Raw genomic sequence first — 19,185 nt, 5'->3', positions numbered from 1 at the left:
CCGATCTGTGCGCTGCAGGCGGCGATGGACGGCTACCAGGTGGCCACGCTGGACGATGTGGTGGAGAGCGCGGACATCTTCATCACGACGACGGGTAACAAGGACATCATCATGGCGTCGGACATGGCGCGGATGAAGCACCAGGCCATCGTGGGCAACATCGGTCACTTCGACAACGAGATCGACATGGCCGGTCTGGCGCAGGTGCCGGGCATCGTGAAGGACGAGGTCAAGCCGCAGGTCCACACGTGGACGTTCCCGGACGGCAAGGTGCTCATCGTGCTGTCGGAGGGTCGTCTGCTGAACCTGGGCAACGCCACGGGGCACCCGTCGTTCGTGATGTCCAACTCGTTCGCGGACCAGACGCTGGCGCAGATCGAGCTGTTCACGAAGCCGCAGGAGTACCCGACCGACGTGTATGTGCTGCCCAAGCACCTGGACGAGAAGGTGGCCCGGCTGCACCTGGACGCGCTGGGCGTGAAGCTCACGACGCTGCGTCCGGAGCAGGCGGCGTACATCGGTGTCGAGGTCGAGGGCCCGTACAAGCCCGACCACTACCGCTACTGATCCCGATGGCAGCCGACGAGGTACGCGACCCCTGGCTCCCGGACCGGCTGCTGCGGACCGAACGGGACGCACTGATGCCGTTACTGCGCCGCACGCCCGCGGCCGCGTACGAGCTGCGCACCGCCTGCCCGGGCTGGACGGCCCGGCAGGTGCTCGCCCACTGCGCTGCGGCCCTCGTACGGATCGTCGAGGGCCGCCTGGAGGAGGGTGTCTTCCTGCCCGAGGCCAACGCCTCGGACGTCGCCGAGCGCGAGGAGTGGCCGCTGACCAGGATCCTCGACGAGCTGGAGCGCGGCTTCACCGAAGCCGGGCCGGCCATCGCCGCGAGCGACGGCACGCTCGACGCGGTGGCGCTGGGGGAGTGGGTGCACGCCGGCGACGTCCGCGAGGCGTTCGGCGAGCCGGGCGCCTACTGCGGGAAGAGTCTCCCCCTCGCCCTGCCCCTGCTGATCACCGCCAGCCGCAGGCGCGAGACCCCGCGGCTGGTGGCCGAACTGGCGGAGCGTCCGGGGTGGTTGGACCTCGGCAACGCGATCGAGGACCGACCCCCGGCCCGCTTCCGCGGTGACGCGTCCACCCTGATCCGTCTCTACGCGGGCCGCCCCCTGGTCGCGACCCGCTACACCCTGACGGGCGCGACGGAGCAGGAACTGCTCATCTACCGGTGAGGCGGGTGGTGGGCAGACGTTCGCGGGAAGCCCGTCAGCGCGGCGGCAGGTGCCGGGCGAAGAAGGCCCGCACCCGCCCCCGCACCCACCGCACCGACTCCGCCGGGCCGATCGCGCCGACCAGCGCGTCGCGCTGCGCCGCCGTCATCAGCCCGGCGGACCGCAACTGCGGCGCCATCGTCCCGTAGTCGGTGAACACCCAGTGAGTGGCGTCGTCGAGCTGCCGTCGGCGAGTGCGCCCGCCCGGGTGGGCGAGCATCGCCGACCACGAGCGATCGATCCGGTCGTCGCGGAAACCGTCGGTGCCCAGCAGGAGCAGCGGCCGGTCCACCCCGTCCCGGGCGACCGGGAGCAGCTCTCCCGCCGGAGTGTCCAGATAACCCTCCATGTCGACCGCGGCGCCGATGCCGGGGATCTCGTACATCGCCTGGGCGGCGGTCGTGCCGCCGGCGGAGTGGCCGTAGACGCCCACCCGCCGCAGGTCCAGCGCGCGGCCGAGGTGCGCGGGCAGCGCCCGGCCGCTCGCGTCGGGGTTGCGGCCCGCCGCCACCTCCCTGAGCTGGTCCAGGACGAAGCGGACGTCCGCGAGCCGGGCGTCGATCATGGTGCGGAAGAACGCGCTGTCCGTCCCCGGAGGGCGCTGGAGACACCGCACCCGACCGTCGGGAAACTCCACCTCGCTGGTCTCACCCGGGTGGTCGACGGTCACGACGACATGGCCGTGGCTCGCCAGTTCCTCGGCGGTCCCGGTGCCGAGGGTGCGCGGATCGCCGCCTCCGGGGCTGTAGAGCAGGACCGGCCGGCGGACGGGGACCGCGGGAGCGCCGGTGTGCGCATGGGTGAGGGTGGCCGCCCAGTTCACCCCGCTCTTCGGCAACTGCGGGTGCGCATGGACGGTGTCGATCGCCGCGAACCACCCGGCGGCACCCTCTGTCATGTGCGGCGCGAGCGGGTGGCCGTGGCCGGTACGGGCCGGGTAGAAGACCGTGGCCATCACCTCGCGGACGCCGAGGGCGCTGTCCCACGGGTCGGGCCTGGCCCGGTCGATCAGGTGCAGGGTGGTGACCCCGATCCGGTACGGGCCGGTCGGCGCCGGCAGCCGCAGCGTGAGGCCGTCCAGGGCGCCCGCTCGGGCGCTTCGCCGGCCACGGCGGTCCTGCGCCCCCTGCGCCCGCGCGGCCCGGGTCGTGGTCGCGCCGGTGACCAGCAGCGCGGCGGCCACTGCGGCCGACCTGGTGACGGTCCTCCGGCCCACGGGCTTGTCGTGAAACACGCGTTCCCCCTTGATCTGTCGGTGAGTTCGGCGTCGTACGCCTTCCGGCATGCTGGTTCCGGGCGGGGAGAACGGGCGAGCGTTGAGGTCCTGCCCTCAACGATGGCGCGCGGCCGCGGGGGAGCGTAGTGATCCGGATCCATGTCACGTCGGTGGACCTCGCCACGGTCCGGTTCGCATCCCGGCCGGCGCCGCTGGCAGAGCTCAACGCCGCCCTCATGAGGATGGTCGGCCCGGACGACGACCTGCTCTTCGGCCGCTGGAGACGACGGCTGCTCCACGCCCTGCCGCCCGCCGTCGAACCGCTGGGGGATCTGGTCCCCGGCCGCGACGCGCCGTCCTTCCTCGATGTGTTCGGCGATGACCTGCAAGAGGGTCTGGACACCGTCCGTTCCTTCGGCACCGCCTTCGTCCGCGCCGAGATCGAGCGCGTCCACGCCACGCTTCCCGCCCCGCCGTGGGTCCGCGATCTGCACCGCGGCGACGACGACGCCTGGCGCCTCCTGCGGCGCGCCCAGCGGGCGGCTTTCGACACGGTCGTACGGCCCGTATGGCCCGTGGTGCAGGACCTCCACCGAGGCGAGTTCACCCGTTACGCCCTGACCGCGGCCGAGGAAGGCATCGGCGCCGCGCTGGCCGCGCTCGTGCCCGGCTCCGGGCTGCGCGAGGGGATCTGGGAGTTCGAGGCGCCCTTCGACCGGGAGATCAGCCCGCGAGGCCGGGGCTTGGAGCTGCGGCCCACGTTCCACTGGGGTGGGCATCCGCTGGTCTCCGACCTGCCCGGCCGGCCCGTGACCCTGACGTACCCGGCCGGACCGGGCCTGCCGCTCTCTCCCGAGGGGGCGGGCAGCGTCGAGGACGCGCTGACCGGGGTGCTCGGCCGCACCCGGGCCGACCTCCTCCTCCTGCTCGCCGAGCAGCACACCACGAGCGAGCTGGCCAGGCGGCTGCGGGTCAGCAACGCCACCGTCTCCGCCCACACCGGCGCCTTGCGCGCGGCCGGGCTGATCACCACGGTCCGTGCCGGACGGGCGGTCCTGCACCGGCGCACCGCGCTGGGTGGCCTGCTGGTCCAGCGGCGGGCGCGACCGGCTGAGGGGCGGGGGTCCACCGACCGGTGGACATGAGGTTCAACCGGGCGAGGCTGTCGGCGGTCCCACGGCTCCGACCAGCATGGATGCCATGACGAATCCGACTGTACGCATGGCCCGTTGGAGCGCCGGACACCCCTGGCGCGCGATCGGCGGCTGGTTCCTCTTCGTGGTCCTGTGCCTCGCCGCCGGGCTCTCCGTCGGCAGCAACCCGGCCACCAGCGAGCACTTCCGGGTCGGGGAGGCGGGCCGCGCGGAAGCCATGGCGGCCGAAGGCGGGCTCCAGCAGAGGCCCGTGGAGCGCGTACTGATCTCCGCCGCGCCCGGTACGGCCGTACTGGACCGTGCGGCCGCCGACGCCGCCGCAAGGGACATCACCGAGCGGATGAGGAACCTGCCCGAGGTGCTCTCGGTCGCCGCTCCGGTGCGCGCGGCCGACGGGACGGCCGTCCGGGTCGACATCACGCTGAAGGGCCCCGAGCTCGACGGCAAGAAGCACGTCGACCCGCTGCTCGCACAGACCGCCGAGGTGCGCGCCGCCCACCCCGCTCTCCGGGTGGAGGAGACCGGAAGCCCGTCCATCAGCAAGGGCGTCGACAAGCTGCGCGGCGACGACCTCTCGCGCACCGAGATGATCGCGCTGCCGGTCACCCTGATCGCCCTGCTGTTCGTCTTCCGGTCGGTCGCCATGGCCACCGTGCCGCTGCTGCTGGCGCTCTCCTCGATCGCCGCCGCGGTGGGCCTGTCGATGCTCGCCTCGCACGCCTTCCCCGACGCGGGCGTCGGTACCAACGTCATCCTGCTGATCGGTCTGGCGGTCGGCGTCGACTACACGCTCTTCTACCTCAAGCGCGAACGGGAGGAACGGGCCAAGGCCGGTGGCCGGCTCACCTCCCGGGCCGTGGTCGAGCTCGCCGCCGCCACCTCCGGACGTGCCGTCGTCGTCTCCGGTCTCGCCGTCGCCGTCTCCAGCGCGACGCTGTACCTCGCGGACGACGTCATCTTCTCCTCGATCGCCACCGGCGCGATCGTCGTCACCCTCGTCGCCGTCGTCAGCTCGCTGACGGTGCTGCCCGCGCTGCTGGCCAAGCTCGGTGACCGCGCCGAGCGACGGGCGGCCCGACGCCAGGGCGCGGCCGGACGACCGAGGCGGCGGAGGACCGGCCCCGGCCGCGTCACCGCCGCCGTTCTGGGAGCCACGAGCAGGCGTCCCGCCGCCACGCTGACGGTCGGCGTCCTCGCCCTGCTCGCCCTCGCGGCGCCGCTGCTCGGCCTGAACCTGACCGACATGGGCCGCGAGACCCACTCGCGCACCGTCCCCGCGATGCAGACCTACGACCGGCTGAACGCGGCGTTCCCCGAGCTGAAGGCCATGCACCAGGTCGTCGTACGCGCCGAGCCGGACCGTGCCGACGAGGTGGCCGGCGCCCTGCGTGAACTCGCCCGCGCCGCCCACTCCCAGGCGCCCCTGCTGCGCGTCTCGCCGGACCGGCGGATCACCCTGCTGGAGATGCCCGTACCGCACTATGTGAGCACGGAAGCGGCCCAGGACTCACTGGAACGCCTGCGCCACACCCACCTGCCGGCCACCGTGGGTCTGCTCACCGGAGTCGACAGTGCGGTGACCGGGGACGTCGCCCGCTACGCCGACTATCCGGCACACCAGAAGCAGAAACTGCCCCTGATCATCGGCGCGCTCCTCCTGGTCACCTTCGCCATGACGGTGTGGGCCTTCCGGTCCGTTGTCCTCGGGCTGGTCGGGGTGGTCCTCAACCTGCTCTCGGCGGCTGCCTCGCTGGGTCTGCTCGTCCTGGTCTTCCAGGGCGACTGGGCGGAGGGGCTGCTCGACTTCACCTCCACGGGGTCGATCGGCTCGCGGGTCCCGCTCTTCCTCTTCGTGATCCTCTTCGGTCTGTCGATGGACTACCAGGTGTTCGTCATCAGCCGGATCAGGGAGGCCGCGCTGAGCGGCGTGCCCACCCGCAAGGCCGTCATCGAGGGCATCGGCAGCTCCGCCGGAGTCGTGACCAGCGCCGCCGTCGTCATGGTGACGGTGTTCGCGAGCTTCGCCGCCCTGCACCTCATCGAGATGAAGCAGATCGGCTTCAGCCTGGCGGTGGCCGTCCTGCTCGACGCCTTCGTCATCCGCATGGTGATCCTGCCGGCCCTCATGCTGATCCTCGGTGAGGCGAGCTGGTGGCCGTCGCGCGGTGTGAGCCGGGCGCGAGATTCCGCCCCGGCGGCCCGCCGACCGGTGAACGTAGGCTGACCAGTATGGATCAACGACCTCAGCCCGCACCCCAGTTGCCGGTACCGGCGCTGCACCGGTGGAACGCCGTGCTGTGGGTGCTCCTGGGCCTGGTGCCGCCCGCGATCTCCGTGGCGGACGCACCCGCCGCGACGAAGGCGGGAGTGTTCGGGCTGCTGGTCGTCCTGGCCGTGGCGTACGCGACGGTGGGGCTGTTCCCGGGCAACACCGTCCTGCGCCCGCGTGGCTACCTGTGCGTGCTCGTCCTCGGCCTCGGGGCGATGTCCTGCCTGCTCAAAGGCGGCGCGGCGCTGTTCGTCATCTCACTGCCGCACTTCTGGATCTACGCGGGGAGCCCGGGGGCGTCGATCGCCTTCAGCGGCCTGGGCGCGGCGGCCACGGTGGCCGGGCACCTCCTGCGCCACGGCCCGGAGGGCGAACTCCTCACCGGCAACGTCGTCGCCACCCTGATCGGCTACGCGGCGAGCGTGCTGCTGGGCCTCGGAATGCGGCGACTCGTCGCGGAAAGTGAGGAGCGGGCCCGTCGCCTCGCCGCCGAACTGGAGGCGGCGCAGGAGCGGTTGGAGCGGACGCAGGCGGAGGGGCTGCGCCGTCAGGGCGCGGCCGACGAGCGCGAACGGCTGGCACGGGAGATCCACGACACGCTCGCCCAGGGGTTCGCCTCCATCATTGTCCTGGCCGAGGCGGCCCGCGCGGGCCTCGGCACCGATCCCGGGCGAAGCGCCCAGCAGCTGCTCTCCATCGAGAACACGGCACGGGAGAACTTCGCCGAGGCCCGTGTCCTGGTCGGCTCCGCCCCGCAGAGCGGTCTCACCCCCGGCCAGGTGGCCGTCACCCTCCGCCGGACCCTGGACCGGTTCGCGGAGGACACCGGTCTCGCCGTCGACGCGGAACTGCCGGACGTCGCGTGCGACCAGCCGGCCAGGATCGCGCTTCTGCGCTGTCTGCAGGAGTCGCTGGCCAATGTGCGCAAGCACGCGGACGCCTCCACGGTGGGCGTCGTCCTCACCCCGTACACGTACGGCGTCGAACTGGAGATCACCGACGACGGCCGGGGTTTCGTGGTGGAGGAGTCGCGGGGCTTTGGCCTCGACGGCATGCGCAAGCGCCTGGCCGAACTGGGCGGCGAGCTCACGGTCACGAGCTCGGTCGGCGACGGTACGCGGGTCCTCGCCGTGATCCCCACGACGGACGACGGACGGTCGAGCACGATGAACGGGCTGCCCACTCCCACGAACGGACAGGTGTGACATGTCGCAAGTGCCGCAGGACAGGGCCCCGACGAAGCTCCGGATCATCCTGGCCGACGACCACACGGTCATGCGGGCCGGAGTGGCCGCTCTGCTCGCCCCGCACCCGGCCATCGAGATCGTGGGAGAGGCGGACAACGGCCGGGAGGCCGTCGAACTCGTCGAGCGCCTCCAGCCCGACGTGGCCCTGCTCGACCTGCGGATGCCGGTCCTCGACGGGGTCGGCGCCACGGCCGAGATCGTCGCCGGGCCGGCCGCGACCCGGGTGCTGATCCTCACCACGTACGACACCGACGTCGAGATCGAACGGGCCGTCGAGGCGGGTGCCATCGGCTATCTCCTCAAGGACACCACGGGCGAGCAGCTCGCCTCCGCCATCCGCGCCGCGGCCGACGGCGAAACGGTCCTCGCGCCCCGCGTCGCCGAACGCCTCGTGGCCCGGATGCGCCGGCCCGCCCCGGTGGCCCTGACCACCCGCGAGGTGGAGGTTTTGAACGCGGTGGCCGACGGCCTCTCCAACGCGGACATCGGCAAACGCCTGGTCATCGCGGAGGCCACGGTGAAGACCCACCTCCTGCGTGTCTTCGCGAAGCTCGACGTCAGCGACCGCACGCACGCGGTGGTGGTGGCACTGGAACGGGGGTTGCTGGTCAGAGGTGGCCGTGCTTGAGGGCGTTCGTGGGGTCCCACGTGCGGCCTGCTTTTGGCGAGTCGCGTGGTGGGACGTGCCTGGCGGCAGTCCCTGAAGGGCCCGAAGAGAGCGGAGGCCGGGGCACGTTGGGGTGGGGGCTTTGATCGGCGTTCTTGGGGCTGTTTAGCCTGTGCACGTCACCCCCCAGCTGCCTCCTTGGACGAAAGCGACCCATGCGCCTCACGCGGATACTCGCCGCAACCGCCGCCCTCGCCCTGCTCCCCGCGCTCGCCGCGTGCGAGGACACCAAGCCCACGGGCTCCGCCGGGCCCGCCGCGGCTCCGACGGACGAAACCGAATCCGCCCCGCGCTCCTTGGCCGAGGCACAGCGGTACGTACAGCGGTACGCCTCCTGCGAGGACATGAGCACCAAGCCGAACGACGGGCGGCTGCCACTGACCGAGTTCACGAACGTCGGGAAGTGGTCCGTGACCGAGCGGGGCGTGTGCAGCGACCGTGTCGAGCGCGGCGAGATCATCTTCTACATGACCTCGGACATGAAGGCGTTCCAGGCGGGCTACAAGGAACGGGTCATGGCCAGGATCAAGGCGGGGGAGCCCACGTACGGACTGTTCAGCCGCGTCCTCGTCGGCAAGAACTTCGCCGTCACGCCGACCGGGACCAAGACGGCCGTGGCGCTGTCACGGTCGGATCTGCGCGTCCTCACCTGCAACCCGACGGGGTCCGTGCCCGAGGGGTACAAGCGGGAGAAGGCGCTGGTCGACGGCTGCGTTCTCAGCGACTTCGTCAACAGCGAGGACGGCAAGGGCAGCCCGAACTTCGAGGCCCCCCGGGACCCGGCGGCGGAGGGCGGGTCCGAGAAGCCCGGGCAGCCCGCGCAGGGCAGTCTCGGCCTGCCCAGTGCCGACAGCCTGGACGAGCTGAAGAAGCTGGTGCACCCCCACACCGTCGACTGCACGAACTACTCCACGGAGCAGGAGGCCCTCGCCACCGAGTCCATCGACTACCAGCCCGTCGTCGTGGGCGAGCACCGCTCCTGGGGCGTCGAGGCCCGTGCGATCTGCGGGACCCCGGCGGGGGCGCGGCGCGCCCACGACCTGAACTGGCTCGACGTGGTCGACGACATGAAGACCCTGCAGCTCAGGGCGAAGGCGGCGCAGCAGGAGGACCTGAAGGACGGCCGCCTCTCGGCGACGGCGAGCAGGCTGCTCGTCGGCGAGAACATCGCGGTGGAGACCAACAACAAGGGCATCCGCGACGGCCTCTACCAGCTGCAGTTCCTCACGCTGAACTGCGAACCGGGCTTCACGGCGCCGGCGAGCTACCGTCTGGAGAAGTCCCGGGTGGAGGGCTGCGTGCTCACCAACTACGAGCGCTGACAGGGGCGTCGGGGCGGGGGTCGGCGCCGTTGAGAGGGCTCGCCCGCCCCGGCGCGGCCGCTTGCTTTGTCGCGGGGGAGGGCCGGCGGCCGCCGGGTCGGAGCTTCGCGGCAGTGGTGTGGAGTCTTCTGGGGCTCGGCTCAGGGGCCGGCCGCCGGGCGGGTGCCGGCCTGCCCGGCAATCGGCGGGTGCTGGTCTGTGACCCTCACGGTGCATTCGCGATCTGAACCAGGCGCGGCCGTGTCGCCCGAGGTCGCGTCCGGTTTCGTGTAGAGGACGTCGCGGGCCTGCTCCGCGGCGCGGATCATGCTCTCGCCGACGAAGTCGACGAAGCGGGCGATGTTCTCGAGGCGGGTGGCGGCCGGGGTGTCGCGGCCGAGGATGTCGACGCCCTGCCGTGCGGTATCGGCCAGTTGGGCGTGGGATTGGGCGCTGGCGACCATCCCCTGGTACCAGACGTCGTTGTCGACGAGGTAGCGCTCGCGGCGGCCCTCGTCGCGTTCCCGGCGGATGAGGCCCTGGCCTTCGAGGAGCGTGACCGCCTTGGAGATGGACGCCGGGCTGACCTGAAGGCGCTGGACCAGTTCGGACGCGGTGAGGCTGCCCGCGTCGGTGGTGTAGAGGCAGGTCAGCACCCGGGACATCATCTTGGGCAGGCCCGATCGCATGAGGAGGGTGGTGAAGGCCTCCTCGTACTCGCGCACGGCCTCGGCGTCGCGTCCGTGGGCCTGCGGGGGCGCCTGCGCCCCCCGGGGCGCGGCCTGCCTGCGCTGGTGGGCGCGGCGTTCGGTGGCGCGGTGGGCCAGGTCGGCCCGGTAGGCGGCGGGGCCGCCGTTGCGCATCACCTCACGCGTGACCGTCGAGGTGGGGCGGTCGAGACGTCTGGCGATCTCCGCGTAGGCGAGGCCGTCGGCCAACCCCAGCGCGATCTGCTGGCGTTCCTGCTGGGTGAGCCTGCCTCCCGGCATCGGGATCTCCCTTCGGGGTTCCTTGAGGCCCCAACTATAGCGTTCACTTTCCACCCATTGCAACGACAGGGTGGTGTGCTGTTGCATTGAATTCATGTCCATTGCAACGATTCTTTGCCTCTGAGCTGCACTGATAGCGATTCTTCGCAACGAATATGTTGAAGGATCCTCAAACGCAACGTAGCGTTTGCGAGGTCAGAAACACGAGCAGCCCAGGAGTACACCATGCAGAAGTTCGACACCACCGCCCCGATCTCCGCCGTTCTCGACATCCCCGCGGGGCGCATCCGGTTCATCGCCGCCGACCGGGCCGACACCACCGTCGAGGTCCTGCCCGCGGACGCCTCGAAGAGCCGCGACGTGAAGGCGGCGGAGGGGATCGCGGTCGCCTACGGCGACGGGGTCCTGCGGATCGAGGCCCCGGCGGCGAAGAACCAGTACTTCGGCCCCTCCGGATCCGTCGAGGTCACCGTCCAGCTGCCGGCCGGCTCCAGCGTCGAGGCGAAGACGGCCAGCGCCGAACTCCGGGGCGTCGGACGGCTCGGCGACGTCACCCTCGACAGCGCGCACGGCGCGATCAAGCTCGACGAGACCGCGGGCGCCCGCCTCACCCTTCAGGCAGGCGACGTCTCGGTCGGCCGCCTCGGCGGCCCCGCACACATCACCACCCAAAAGGGCGACCTCCAGATCGCCGAGGCTGTACACGGCACTGTCACCCTGCGCACCGAGCACGGCGAGATCTCCATCGGCGCCGCCCACGGAGTCTCCGCCTCCCTCGACGCGGGCACTGCCTACGGCCGGATCCACAACACCCTCAAGAACACCGACGGCGCCGCCGCCGGTCTGAACATCCACGCGACCACCGCCTACGGCAACATCACCGCCCGCAGCCTGTAAAGGAGCACCCCCATGACGAACTTGGCCATCGCGGCGAACGGGCTGCGCAAGTCCTACGGCGACCAGACCGTCCTCGACGGCATCGACCTCGCCGTCCCCGAAGGAACCGTCTTCTCCCTGCTCGGCCCGAACGGCGCCGGCAAGACCACCGCCGTCAAGATCCTCTCCACCCTCGTCTCCCCCGACACCGCGAGCGGCCAGATCCACGTCGGTGGCCACGACCTCGCCACCGACCCGCAGGCCGTGCGCGCCGCGATCGGCGTGACCGGACAGTTCTCCGCCGTCGACGGCCTGATCGCCGGCGAGGAGAACATGCTCCTCATGGCGGACCTGCACCACCTGTCCAAGCGCGAGGGGCGTCGCGTCACCGCCGAGCTGCTGGAGCGCTTCGACCTCGTCGACGCCGCCAAGAAGCCCGCCCAGAGTTACTCCGGCGGCATGAGGCGCCGCCTCGACATCGCCATGACCCTGGTCGGCAACCCGCGGATCATCTTCCTCGACGAACCCACCACCGGCCTCGACCCGCGCTCCCGCCACAGCATGTGGCAGATCATCCGCGAGCTCGTCACGGGCGGCGTCACCGTCTTCCTCACCACTCAGTACCTGGAGGAGGCCGACCAGCTCGCCGACCGCATCGCCGTGCTCAACGACGGCAAGATCGCCGCCCAGGGCACCGCCGAGGAACTCAAGCGACTCATCCCCGGCGGACACGTCCGGCTCCGCTTCACCGACCCGTCCGCGTACCAGAGCGCCGCCTCCGTCCTGCGCGAGGCCTCGCGGGACGACGAGGCCCTCGCGCTGCAGATCCCCAGCGACGGCGGCCAGCGCGAGCTGCGCTCCCTCCTCGACCTGCTCGACTTCGTCGGCGTCCAGGCCGACGAGCTGACCACGCACACCCCCGACCTCGACGACGTCTTCTTCGCCCTGACCGGCGGCGCCGCCGTCCCCGACCAGCCCAAGGAGGACGTCCGATGAGCACCCCCCTGGCTCCCGCCCGCCCGACCCGACTCTCCCTCGCCGTACGCGACTCGTCCACGATGCTGCGCCGCAACCTCCTGCACGCCCGGCGCTACCCGTCCCTCACCCTGAACCTGCTGCTCACCCCGATCATGCTGCTGCTGCTCTTCGTCTACATCTTCGGTGACACCATGAGCGCGGGCGTCGGCGGCGACCGCTCCGACTACATCGCCTTCCTCCTGCCCGGCCTGCTGCTGATGACCATCGGCAGCACCACCATCGGCACCGCCGTCTCCGTCGCCACCGACATGAGCGAAGGCATCATCGCCCGCTTCCGCACCATGGCCATCCACCGCGGATCCGTACTCGTCGGACACGTCATCGGCAGCGTGCTGCAATCGGTCGTCAGCGTGGCCCTCGTCGCCGCCGTCGGCTTCGCCATCGGCTTCCGCACCACCGACGCCACCGCCCTGGAATGCCTCGCCGCCCTCGGCCTGGTCACCCTGTTCGCCCTGGCCCTCACCTGGATCGCGGTCGGCATGGGGCTGATCAGCCCCAACGCCGAAGCCGCGAGCAACAACGCCATGCCGCTGATCTTCCTGCCGCTCATCTCCAGCACCTTCGTCCCCATCGACTCCATGCCCGGCTGGTTCCAGCCCATCGCCGAGTACCAGCCGTTCACCCCCGCCATCGAGACGCTGCGCGGCCTGCTGCTCGGCACCGAGATCGGCAACAACGGGTGGCTCGCGATCGCCTGGTGCCTGGGCCTCGCGGTGCTCGGCTACTTCTGGTCGACCTCGAAGTTCAACGACGACCCGAAATAACCGCCATGACCACGCGGGGCCACCTCCCGCAACTCGTCCCACCCCGAGGGCGGCGCACACCGACAGCCGGTCGGCGTACGCCGCCCCGTTCGTGTGCGGCCTCTTTGGACGGCGACTCCCTACTCCGTCCTCACGATCTGGAACGCCTCCGCCATGCGTCCCGCCGGCAGCCCCGCCGCCGTCGCGTGTTCGCCGAGCCAGGCCCTCAGGAGGCCCGCCAGGTCGTCGAAGTGTGCCGTCTGGGAGGTGTGGATGCGCAGGGCCTCGACCTTGCGGTCGAAGACGGGGGTGACGTCGACGTACTGATTGGGCGTCGGACCCGTCATGAGCCACAGTTCCGGGACGATCCACGGCTCCAGGCCCTCCTCCTTCAGGAGCGAGGGGTGTGCGAAGGGGTTGCGGGCCTCCGGGTAGATCGCGCGCAGGGAGGCCTCGCCGACCGCGCGGTGGTCGGGGTGCAGGTCCGCGAGCCGCGCCCAGTTGATCTCGGGGCTCGGGATGATCGCGCGCTGCGGGCGGACCTCCCGGATCACCCGGCAGAGGTCCCGGCGGAGTTCCACGGTCGGCTCGACGAGGCTGTCGGGGTAGCCGAGGAAGCGGATGTCCTGGACGCCGCTGAGCTTCGCCGAGTGGACCTGTTCGGCGCGGCGCAGATCCGCCATGGCCTGACGCGGCAGTTGTTCGTCGTATCCGCCCGCGCCGCCGTCCGTGACGATGCAGTACGTGACCCGGGTGCCGTGGGCGACCCAGCGCATGACCGTGCCGCTCACGCAGAACTCGATGTCGTCCGGGTGCGCGGCCACCACCAGCAGGGACGCGGGGGCGCTGCGGTCTATGGGTTCGGTCGCGAAGTCCACCATGCGGCCAGCCTGTTGGGCGGTCGGGGGACTCGCAAGGCGGCCGCCCTGGCGTACTCGCGCCATGACACTTACGCGCCATACAAAAAATTGGTAGATTCAAATCATTGGGCGCAACGCCTGTGAGACGTTGAACCGGAGGCGACCGGCATGTGCAGGATTTTCGGCTCCTTCGCCGCCGGGGCGGCCCGCCCCGAGCCGGCCGAGCTCTCGGCGGTCTCCGCCCGGCAGCGACACGGCGGACCCGACGAGCACGAGGTGCTCAGCGGGACCGGCTGGTCGCTCGGGTGCGACCGGCTCGCCGTGACCGACCCCCGCGGCGGGCAGCAGCCCTACCGGCTGCCCCATCTCCCCGGGATCGTCGCCGTCCTCAACGGCGAGATCTACAACCACGCGGAGCTGCGGCGCGACCTCGCGGCGCGCGGCCACCGCTTCCCCGACGCGTGCGACGGCACGGTGCTGCCCGCGCTCTACGCCGAGTACGGCCCCGGCTTCGCCGAGCGGCTCGACGGGATGTTCGCGGTGGCGGTCCTCGACCTCCGCTCTCCTCAACTCGTCCTGGCAGTCGACGACATGGGTATGAAGCCCCTCCACTTCCACCGCTCCCCGGACGGCGCTCTCCGCTTCGCCTCGGAGATCCCCGCACTCCTCGCCTTCGAGGGCGTGCGGATCGACCCGCGCGAGGACACCCTCGACACCGTCCTCGCCACCCGCACGCCGTTCTCGGGGCACACCGCCCTCGACGGCATCAGTGTTCTGCCCCCGGGCGTCACCGCCGTCGTACGGCCCGGTCGTGAGCCGCTCGTCCGGCGCCGCGCACCGCACCGGTCCGCCCCGGCCGGCGTCCCGCACCCGGCCGGTCCCACGGCCACCGAGGACGTACTGCGCCGCGAGGTCAGGCGACTCGCCCGCGCCGAGGTGCCCGTCTGCGCGATCACCAGCGGCGGGCTCGACTCCGGTCTGGTCACCGCGCTGACGGCGGAGTACGCCCGCGAGACGGGTGCGCCCGCGCTGCACAGCTTCCATCTCACCTATCGGGGCAAGTGGCCCGGCTCCGAGCACACCCATGCCCGCGCCGTCGCTCGCCGCGCCCGGACCATTCACCATGAAGTGGTCGTCGAAACCGACGAGTTGGGCTCGCTGCTGACGCGCACGGTCCGGCATCTCGGGCAGCCCAACGCCGATCCCATCGCGCTGAGCACCTACGCGTTGTTCCGGGCCGTACGGCAAGCGGGCTTCACCGTCGCCCTCGCCGGTGACGGAGCCGACGAACTCTTCGGGGGGTACGAGCGGATGCGCGACGCCCTCCAGGCGCCCCCCGGCACCGACTGGGCGGCCGCCTACGCGGACGCGCTGTCCGCCGCGCCCCGGATGGTCCGCGAGCACCTCTACACCTCCGCGTACCGCGCCCACATCGCCGACCAGGGCTCCGCCGCCGACCGGATCGAGCAGGAGCTGCGTTCGGCCCGCACCGACCGGCTCACCGCGATCACCGCGTTCGAGACCCGCTGGCGGCTGCCCGCCTACCACCTCCGCCGCGTCGACCACCTCAGCATGGCCTGGGCGGTCGAGGCCAGGCTGCCGTTCTGCCAGCCGGCGGTCGCCGCGCACGCCCGTGCCCTTCCGTCCTCCGCCCGTCGCGGCAAGCGGGCGCTGTACGACGCGGGCCGCGAGCTGCTGCCCGCGTCCGTACTGAACCGGCCCAAGCAGCCGTTCACCCTCCCCGTCGCGGCGATGCTCACCCCCGGCAGCCCGCTGCTGGAACCCGTACGGGAGCTTCTGTCGCCGGAGCGGCTCCGGCGCGGCGGCAAGGTGCGGCCCGAGCGGGTGCGGCGGCTGCTCGCCCGACAGCTCGAGCGCCCCTCGGACCGGGACGCGCTCACGCTGTGGGCGCTGGCCGTCCACGAGCTGTGGACGGAGGTCGTCCAGGGGATGCGCATTCCGGTCGGCTGCGCGGCGTGATCGCCACAGTGGTGCGGGCCGTGGACGCCCCCGGCCCGACCCTCGTGGTGGAGCTCTCCGGACTTCCGCGCGGGGCGCTGGCGCTGCGCGCGGAACTGGCCGCGCTGCGGGCGGCGCTGGCCCCGACGCCGTACGCCCGTCTCAACAAGATCGCCCTCTATGGGCGCGCCGGACGCCCGGACCGGGACCTGGACTACCGCTTCGTCCAGGCGCTTCCCGGCGGAGGCTTCGACTTCCGTACGGGCTGCGGCCACTCGCTGCTGGCGTGCGTGAAGGCGTCCGGGCTGCCGGGTGCCGTGCGGGTACGGGCGGTGACGACCGGCGACGTCGTCGTCTGCGAGCCCGAGGAGTCGCCGGTCGCGGAGTCGCCTGCCGAGGTGTCCGGGCCGGCGCCGGGACCGGCAGCCCCCGCCCATACCCTGCACTTCCTGCGCGCCCCCGGCGACCCCGGCACGCTGCCCACCGGGCGGCCCCGCGACGTCCTCGGGTCCGTCCCCGTCTCGCTCGTCCGTTACGGCAACCCGTACGTCTTCGTCGATGCCGCCCACCTCGGGATCCACGGCCGCGACGCCCTGTTCGGGGCCGGGGAGTCCATCCAGCGCAGGCTCCTCGCCCTGCGGGCCGCCGCGGCCCGTGTCCTGGGGCTCCCCCCGCACTCCGCCCTCCCGAAGATCGCGGCCTTCACGGGCAACGGGGGCCGTACGGCCGTCAGGGCCGTCACCGTCGGCGGCTGGCACCCGACGCTGGCCCTCACCGGCGCCGCCGCCCTCGCGGCGGCCGCGGCGCTGCCCGGAACGGTCGTCCCCCGGGTGGACGGGACCGTCGACACGCCCGGCGGACCCGTCTCCCTCTCCGCCGGCCCCGACCGCGTGAGCGTCCACCACAAGCGCGCCGAGATCCTCGACCGGCTCGATGTGCCGTGGCGTATCCACGCAACGGCGTGAATGCGCAGGTCTCTCACCGGGCCGTTCCCTTCTTTCCTCTGTCACGCTGAAGTCGCATCACCGCCGCCCTCAATTCCGAAGGCCACGGCGGGTATTCGACCGCATTCGCGTCCCAGTGGGGAGACCAGACGAGGATGACATTCGAGAACATGCGGGTCGTGGTGACCGGCGCCTCCCGCTATTTCGGCCGCGCGCTCGCCATCGGGTTCGCCCATCTCGGGGCCGAGGTCTATGTGTCGGCCCGTACGGTCGAGGCCGCCGAGCGCACCCGTACCGAAGTGATGGGCTCCGCACGCGACCGTATCCACGCCTTCGGCTGCGACCTGAGCCGGCCGGCCGAGATCAGGGAGTTCGCGCGCCGGGTCGGCGAGCACACCGACCGGGTGGACCTGCTGGTCAACAATGGTGCGCGCTGGCTCGACGGGATGGACCTGGAGGCCGCGTCGGACGACGAGATCGTGGAGACGATCGAGTCGACCGCCGGTGGCACGGTCCTCATGGTCAAGCACTTCCTGCCGCTGCTCAGGTCGTCGCAGCGCCCCGACATCGTGAACATGGTGGCCGTGCGGGACGCCGAGGGTTCCTCCGCGTCCGCCGCGCACGAGGCGTTCTGGACGGCTAAGAGCGCCCAGGCCGGATTCGCCGACATTCTCTCCCGGCGGCTGCGCCCGTCCGGCGTCCGGGTGTTCTCGCTCTATCCGCCGGACTTCTCCACCTCCGATCCGCGATTCGCGGAATGGGAGGGAGCGGCGCCCGAGGAGAAACTCACCACCCAGGCGCTCTTCGAATGCATTGTCTACGCGGTGGAGCAGCCGCGCGACTGCTTCATCCGCTCCTTCCATTTCGAACCTCGCTGAGCACTCCGCACGACAGCGTCAAGGAGGTCCCATGAGCACCCCTGTCTGGATCACCGCGACCCCGCCCGCCACCCACGGCGAACTCCACATCGGTCATCTCGCGGGACCGTACGTCGCCGCTGACGTCCTCTGCCGCTATCTGCGCGCCGAGGGCGAGGCGGTGCTGTTCACCACCGGCACCGCCGACCACGCCAGCTCGGTCGAGGTGCGCGCGCTGCGCGCCGGGCGCAAGCCCGAGGAGGTCGCCGAGGGCTACCGGGCGGCGATCGCCGCGGACTGGCTGCGCTCCGGTGTCGCGTTCGACCACATCGTGCGGCCACGCCAGGACCGCGGTTACGGCCGCTGGGTGCAGGACCTTTTCCAGCGGCTGCACGCGGAGGGTGTCATCGCGGCCCGGACCCGGCTGCTGCCGTACTGCGAGCCGTGCGAGCGCTGGCTGTACGGCGCGCACGTCACCGGCTCCTGCCCGCACTGCGGCGCTCTCAGCGACGGGGGAATGTGCCATGAGTGCGCCCGGCCCAACGACGGCGGGGACCTCGTCCAGCCGCGCTGCGCGCTGTGCGACACCCCGGCACTGCCCAAGCGCTGCCGTCGCCTGTACGTCCCGCTGGAGCCGTTCCGGGACGCCCTCGCCGAGTACTGGGGGGCCACCGGCCTCCCGCCGCGCCTCGCCGCGCTGTGCGAGTCGCTGGTCGAGGACGGTCTGCCGGACATCGCGGTGACGCACCCGGCCGGGTGGGGCCTCGCGGTCCCGGTCGACGGCTTCCCCGAGCACCGGATCGACGGCTGCTTCGAGGCCGCGGCGATGCATCTGTTCGGCTACGGCAAGGACCGGTCGCTGCCCGAGCGGGCCATCCACTTCTGCGGCTTCGGCCATGTCTTCTGCCACGCCGTGCTGCTGCCGGTGCTGCTCCTCGCGCAGGGCATCAAGCTGCCGCAGGACTTCTGCGTGAACGAGTCGTACGTCATCGACGACCGGACCATCACCACCGGCGCCGACTCCGTCTCCCGCCACAAGCTGTGGGCGCTGGACCTGCTCACCGAGTACGGCTCCGACACGCTGCGCCGCCATGTCCTGCAGGCCCGTCCGCTGGGCCGGCGGACCGCCTTCCATGTGGACCGGCTGGCATCCGCCCGCCGGGAGCTGGACGAGAACTGGAACAGCTGGTTGTCCCGCCTCTTCGCCTCCGTGCGCGAGGAGTGCGCGGGCCTCGTCCCGGCGGCGCTGCCCGGCGGCACCGGCTGGGACGTCCTGGAGCGGCGGTTGCTGAGGGGGGTGGAGGACCTGCGGGAGGCGTACGGCCCCGATGCGTTCGACCCGCGCCGGGCCGTCGCCGTCCTCGACGAGATGGTCCGCTCGATGGCCGACTTCGGTCATGTCAACGCCCATGAGGTGTGCCGTCCGACTGCCGCGTGCCGCCATCTTCCCGCTCTCTCGGCGCAGTTGGCGGTGGCGTCGGCGCTCAGCGCCTGGGCGCGGCCGGTGATGCCGGAGGGCGCGGACCGGCTCGCGGCGGCGCTCAGGGTCGAACCGGGCCGCCCGGTGTCCCCGGCGGCGCTGACCGCGCCCGCCCCGGGCACCCGGCTCGCACCCCCGTCGGGACCCGTCTTCGGGTTCTGATCCCCCTGAGCGTCCCCGCTGCCCGATCCCCACCTCCTGACCGCCGATCCCTCGATTCCGGAATCCCCGCCTTTTGATCCCCGGCACAACCCCCACCCGCCGCGTGGCCGTGCGCCGTCGGCACAGCCATCCGGCGGCGCGGGGACACG

The 19,185-nt window shown here is 71.9% G+C and carries 17 protein-coding genes; 14 read left to right on the top strand and 3 right to left on the bottom strand.

The window, feature by feature from the left end; all coding sequences use genetic code 11:
• Both ACZ7J0_RS21815 and ACZ7J0_RS21810 read left to right on the top strand, forming a co-directional pair.
• Positions 1–567: adenosylhomocysteinase (locus ACZ7J0_RS21815; protein WP_470889741.1), on the top strand; the 567-nt coding region annotated here is incomplete at its 5' end.
• 5 nt (positions 568–572) lie between these two features.
• Positions 573–1,235: a maleylpyruvate isomerase family mycothiol-dependent enzyme gene (locus tag ACZ7J0_RS21810; RefSeq protein ID WP_470889739.1), complete on the top strand. Its 663-nt coding sequence runs from the start codon at positions 573–575 to the stop codon at positions 1,233–1,235.
• A gap of 34 nt (positions 1,236–1,269) precedes the next feature.
• Here the strand turns inward: ACZ7J0_RS21810 and ACZ7J0_RS21805 are convergent, their stop codons facing one another.
• Complete coding sequence (locus tag ACZ7J0_RS21805; protein ID WP_470889737.1) at positions 1,270–2,508, bottom strand: alpha/beta hydrolase family protein; 1,239 nt, start codon at positions 2,506–2,508, stop codon at positions 1,270–1,272.
• 128 nt (positions 2,509–2,636) lie between these two features.
• Here ACZ7J0_RS21805 and ACZ7J0_RS21800 point away from each other — a divergent pair, with 128 nt between their 5' ends.
• From ACZ7J0_RS21800 to ACZ7J0_RS21780, 5 genes are all read left to right on the top strand, one after another.
• Positions 2,637–3,635 carry an ArsR/SmtB family transcription factor gene (locus ACZ7J0_RS21800; RefSeq protein ID WP_470889735.1) on the top strand — a complete coding sequence of 333 codons (999 nt, stop codon included), beginning with the start codon at positions 2,637–2,639 and terminating at the stop codon, positions 3,633–3,635.
• Positions 3,636–3,690: 55 nt separating this feature from the next.
• Positions 3,691–5,868, top strand: coding sequence for an MMPL family transporter (locus ACZ7J0_RS21795; protein ID WP_470889733.1), 2,178 nt, complete (start codon positions 3,691–3,693; stop codon positions 5,866–5,868).
• A 5-nt stretch (positions 5,869–5,873) separates the two neighbouring features.
• Entirely contained in the window at positions 5,874–7,118 is a 1,245-nt protein-coding gene (locus ACZ7J0_RS21790; RefSeq protein ID WP_470889731.1) for a sensor histidine kinase, read from the top strand.
• A 1-nt stretch (position 7,119) separates the two neighbouring features.
• On the top strand, positions 7,120–7,788 hold the full coding sequence (locus tag ACZ7J0_RS21785) for a response regulator (RefSeq protein ID WP_470889729.1): 669 nt from the start codon (positions 7,120–7,122) through the stop codon (positions 7,786–7,788).
• Between the two features lie 194 nt (positions 7,789–7,982).
• Entirely contained in the window at positions 7,983–9,149 is a 1,167-nt protein-coding gene (locus ACZ7J0_RS21780) for a hypothetical protein (RefSeq protein ID WP_470889727.1), read from the top strand.
• A gap of 140 nt (positions 9,150–9,289) precedes the next feature.
• Here the strand turns inward: ACZ7J0_RS21780 and ACZ7J0_RS21775 are convergent, their stop codons facing one another.
• Complete coding sequence (locus ACZ7J0_RS21775) at positions 9,290–10,117, bottom strand: helix-turn-helix domain-containing protein (RefSeq protein WP_470889725.1); 828 nt, start codon at positions 10,115–10,117, stop codon at positions 9,290–9,292.
• A 225-nt stretch (positions 10,118–10,342) separates the two neighbouring features.
• Between ACZ7J0_RS21775 and ACZ7J0_RS21770 the strand changes: the two genes are divergently transcribed.
• From ACZ7J0_RS21770 to ACZ7J0_RS21760, 3 genes are read left to right on the top strand one after another with little or no spacing between them, the layout of a single operon-like run.
• Entirely contained in the window at positions 10,343–11,014 is a 672-nt protein-coding gene (locus ACZ7J0_RS21770; protein ID WP_470889723.1) for a DUF4097 family beta strand repeat-containing protein, read from the top strand.
• A gap of 12 nt (positions 11,015–11,026) precedes the next feature.
• Positions 11,027–11,989 carry an ATP-binding cassette domain-containing protein gene (locus ACZ7J0_RS21765; protein WP_470889721.1) on the top strand — a complete coding sequence of 321 codons (963 nt, stop codon included), beginning with the start codon at positions 11,027–11,029 and terminating at the stop codon, positions 11,987–11,989.
• Complete coding sequence (locus ACZ7J0_RS21760) at positions 11,986–12,795, top strand: ABC transporter permease (RefSeq protein ID WP_470889719.1); 810 nt, start codon at positions 11,986–11,988, stop codon at positions 12,793–12,795. Before ACZ7J0_RS21765 ends, ACZ7J0_RS21760 begins: the two co-directional genes overlap by 4 nt.
• A gap of 119 nt (positions 12,796–12,914) precedes the next feature.
• On the opposite strand, the gene ACZ7J0_RS21755 is transcribed toward ACZ7J0_RS21760, so the two are convergent.
• Positions 12,915–13,655 (bottom strand): PIG-L deacetylase family protein, encoded by a 741-nt coding sequence (locus tag ACZ7J0_RS21755; RefSeq protein ID WP_470889717.1) that lies wholly within the window; start codon positions 13,653–13,655, stop codon positions 12,915–12,917.
• 147 nt (positions 13,656–13,802) lie between these two features.
• Here ACZ7J0_RS21755 and asnB point away from each other — a divergent pair, with 147 nt between their 5' ends.
• The 4 genes from asnB (at position 13,803) to ACZ7J0_RS21735 (ending at position 19,036) form a co-directional block, all read left to right on the top strand.
• The gene (asnB, locus tag ACZ7J0_RS21750) at positions 13,803–15,614 is read left to right on the top strand and encodes an asparagine synthase (glutamine-hydrolyzing) (RefSeq protein WP_470889714.1); all 1,812 of its coding nucleotides are present in this window, start codon (positions 13,803–13,805) and stop codon (positions 15,612–15,614) included.
• Positions 15,611–16,558, top strand: a complete 948-nt coding sequence (locus ACZ7J0_RS21745) for a PrpF domain-containing protein (RefSeq protein WP_470889712.1) — start codon at positions 15,611–15,613, stop codon at positions 16,556–16,558. The genes asnB and ACZ7J0_RS21745 overlap by 4 nt, the downstream gene beginning before the upstream one ends.
• Before the next feature lie 134 nt (positions 16,559–16,692).
• Positions 16,693–17,415 (top strand): SDR family oxidoreductase, encoded by a 723-nt coding sequence (locus tag ACZ7J0_RS21740; protein ID WP_470889709.1) that lies wholly within the window; start codon positions 16,693–16,695, stop codon positions 17,413–17,415.
• A gap of 31 nt (positions 17,416–17,446) precedes the next feature.
• Complete coding sequence (locus ACZ7J0_RS21735) at positions 17,447–19,036, top strand: class I tRNA ligase family protein (protein ID WP_470889706.1); 1,590 nt, start codon at positions 17,447–17,449, stop codon at positions 19,034–19,036.
• Positions 19,037–19,185: the final 149 nt, after the last annotated feature.

The sequence above is a fragment of the Streptomyces sp. NPDC038280 genome, from assembly GCF_055600045.1.
Note: the sequence above shows the minus strand (reverse complement) of the source record. Positions and strands in the feature narration are given on the sequence as shown.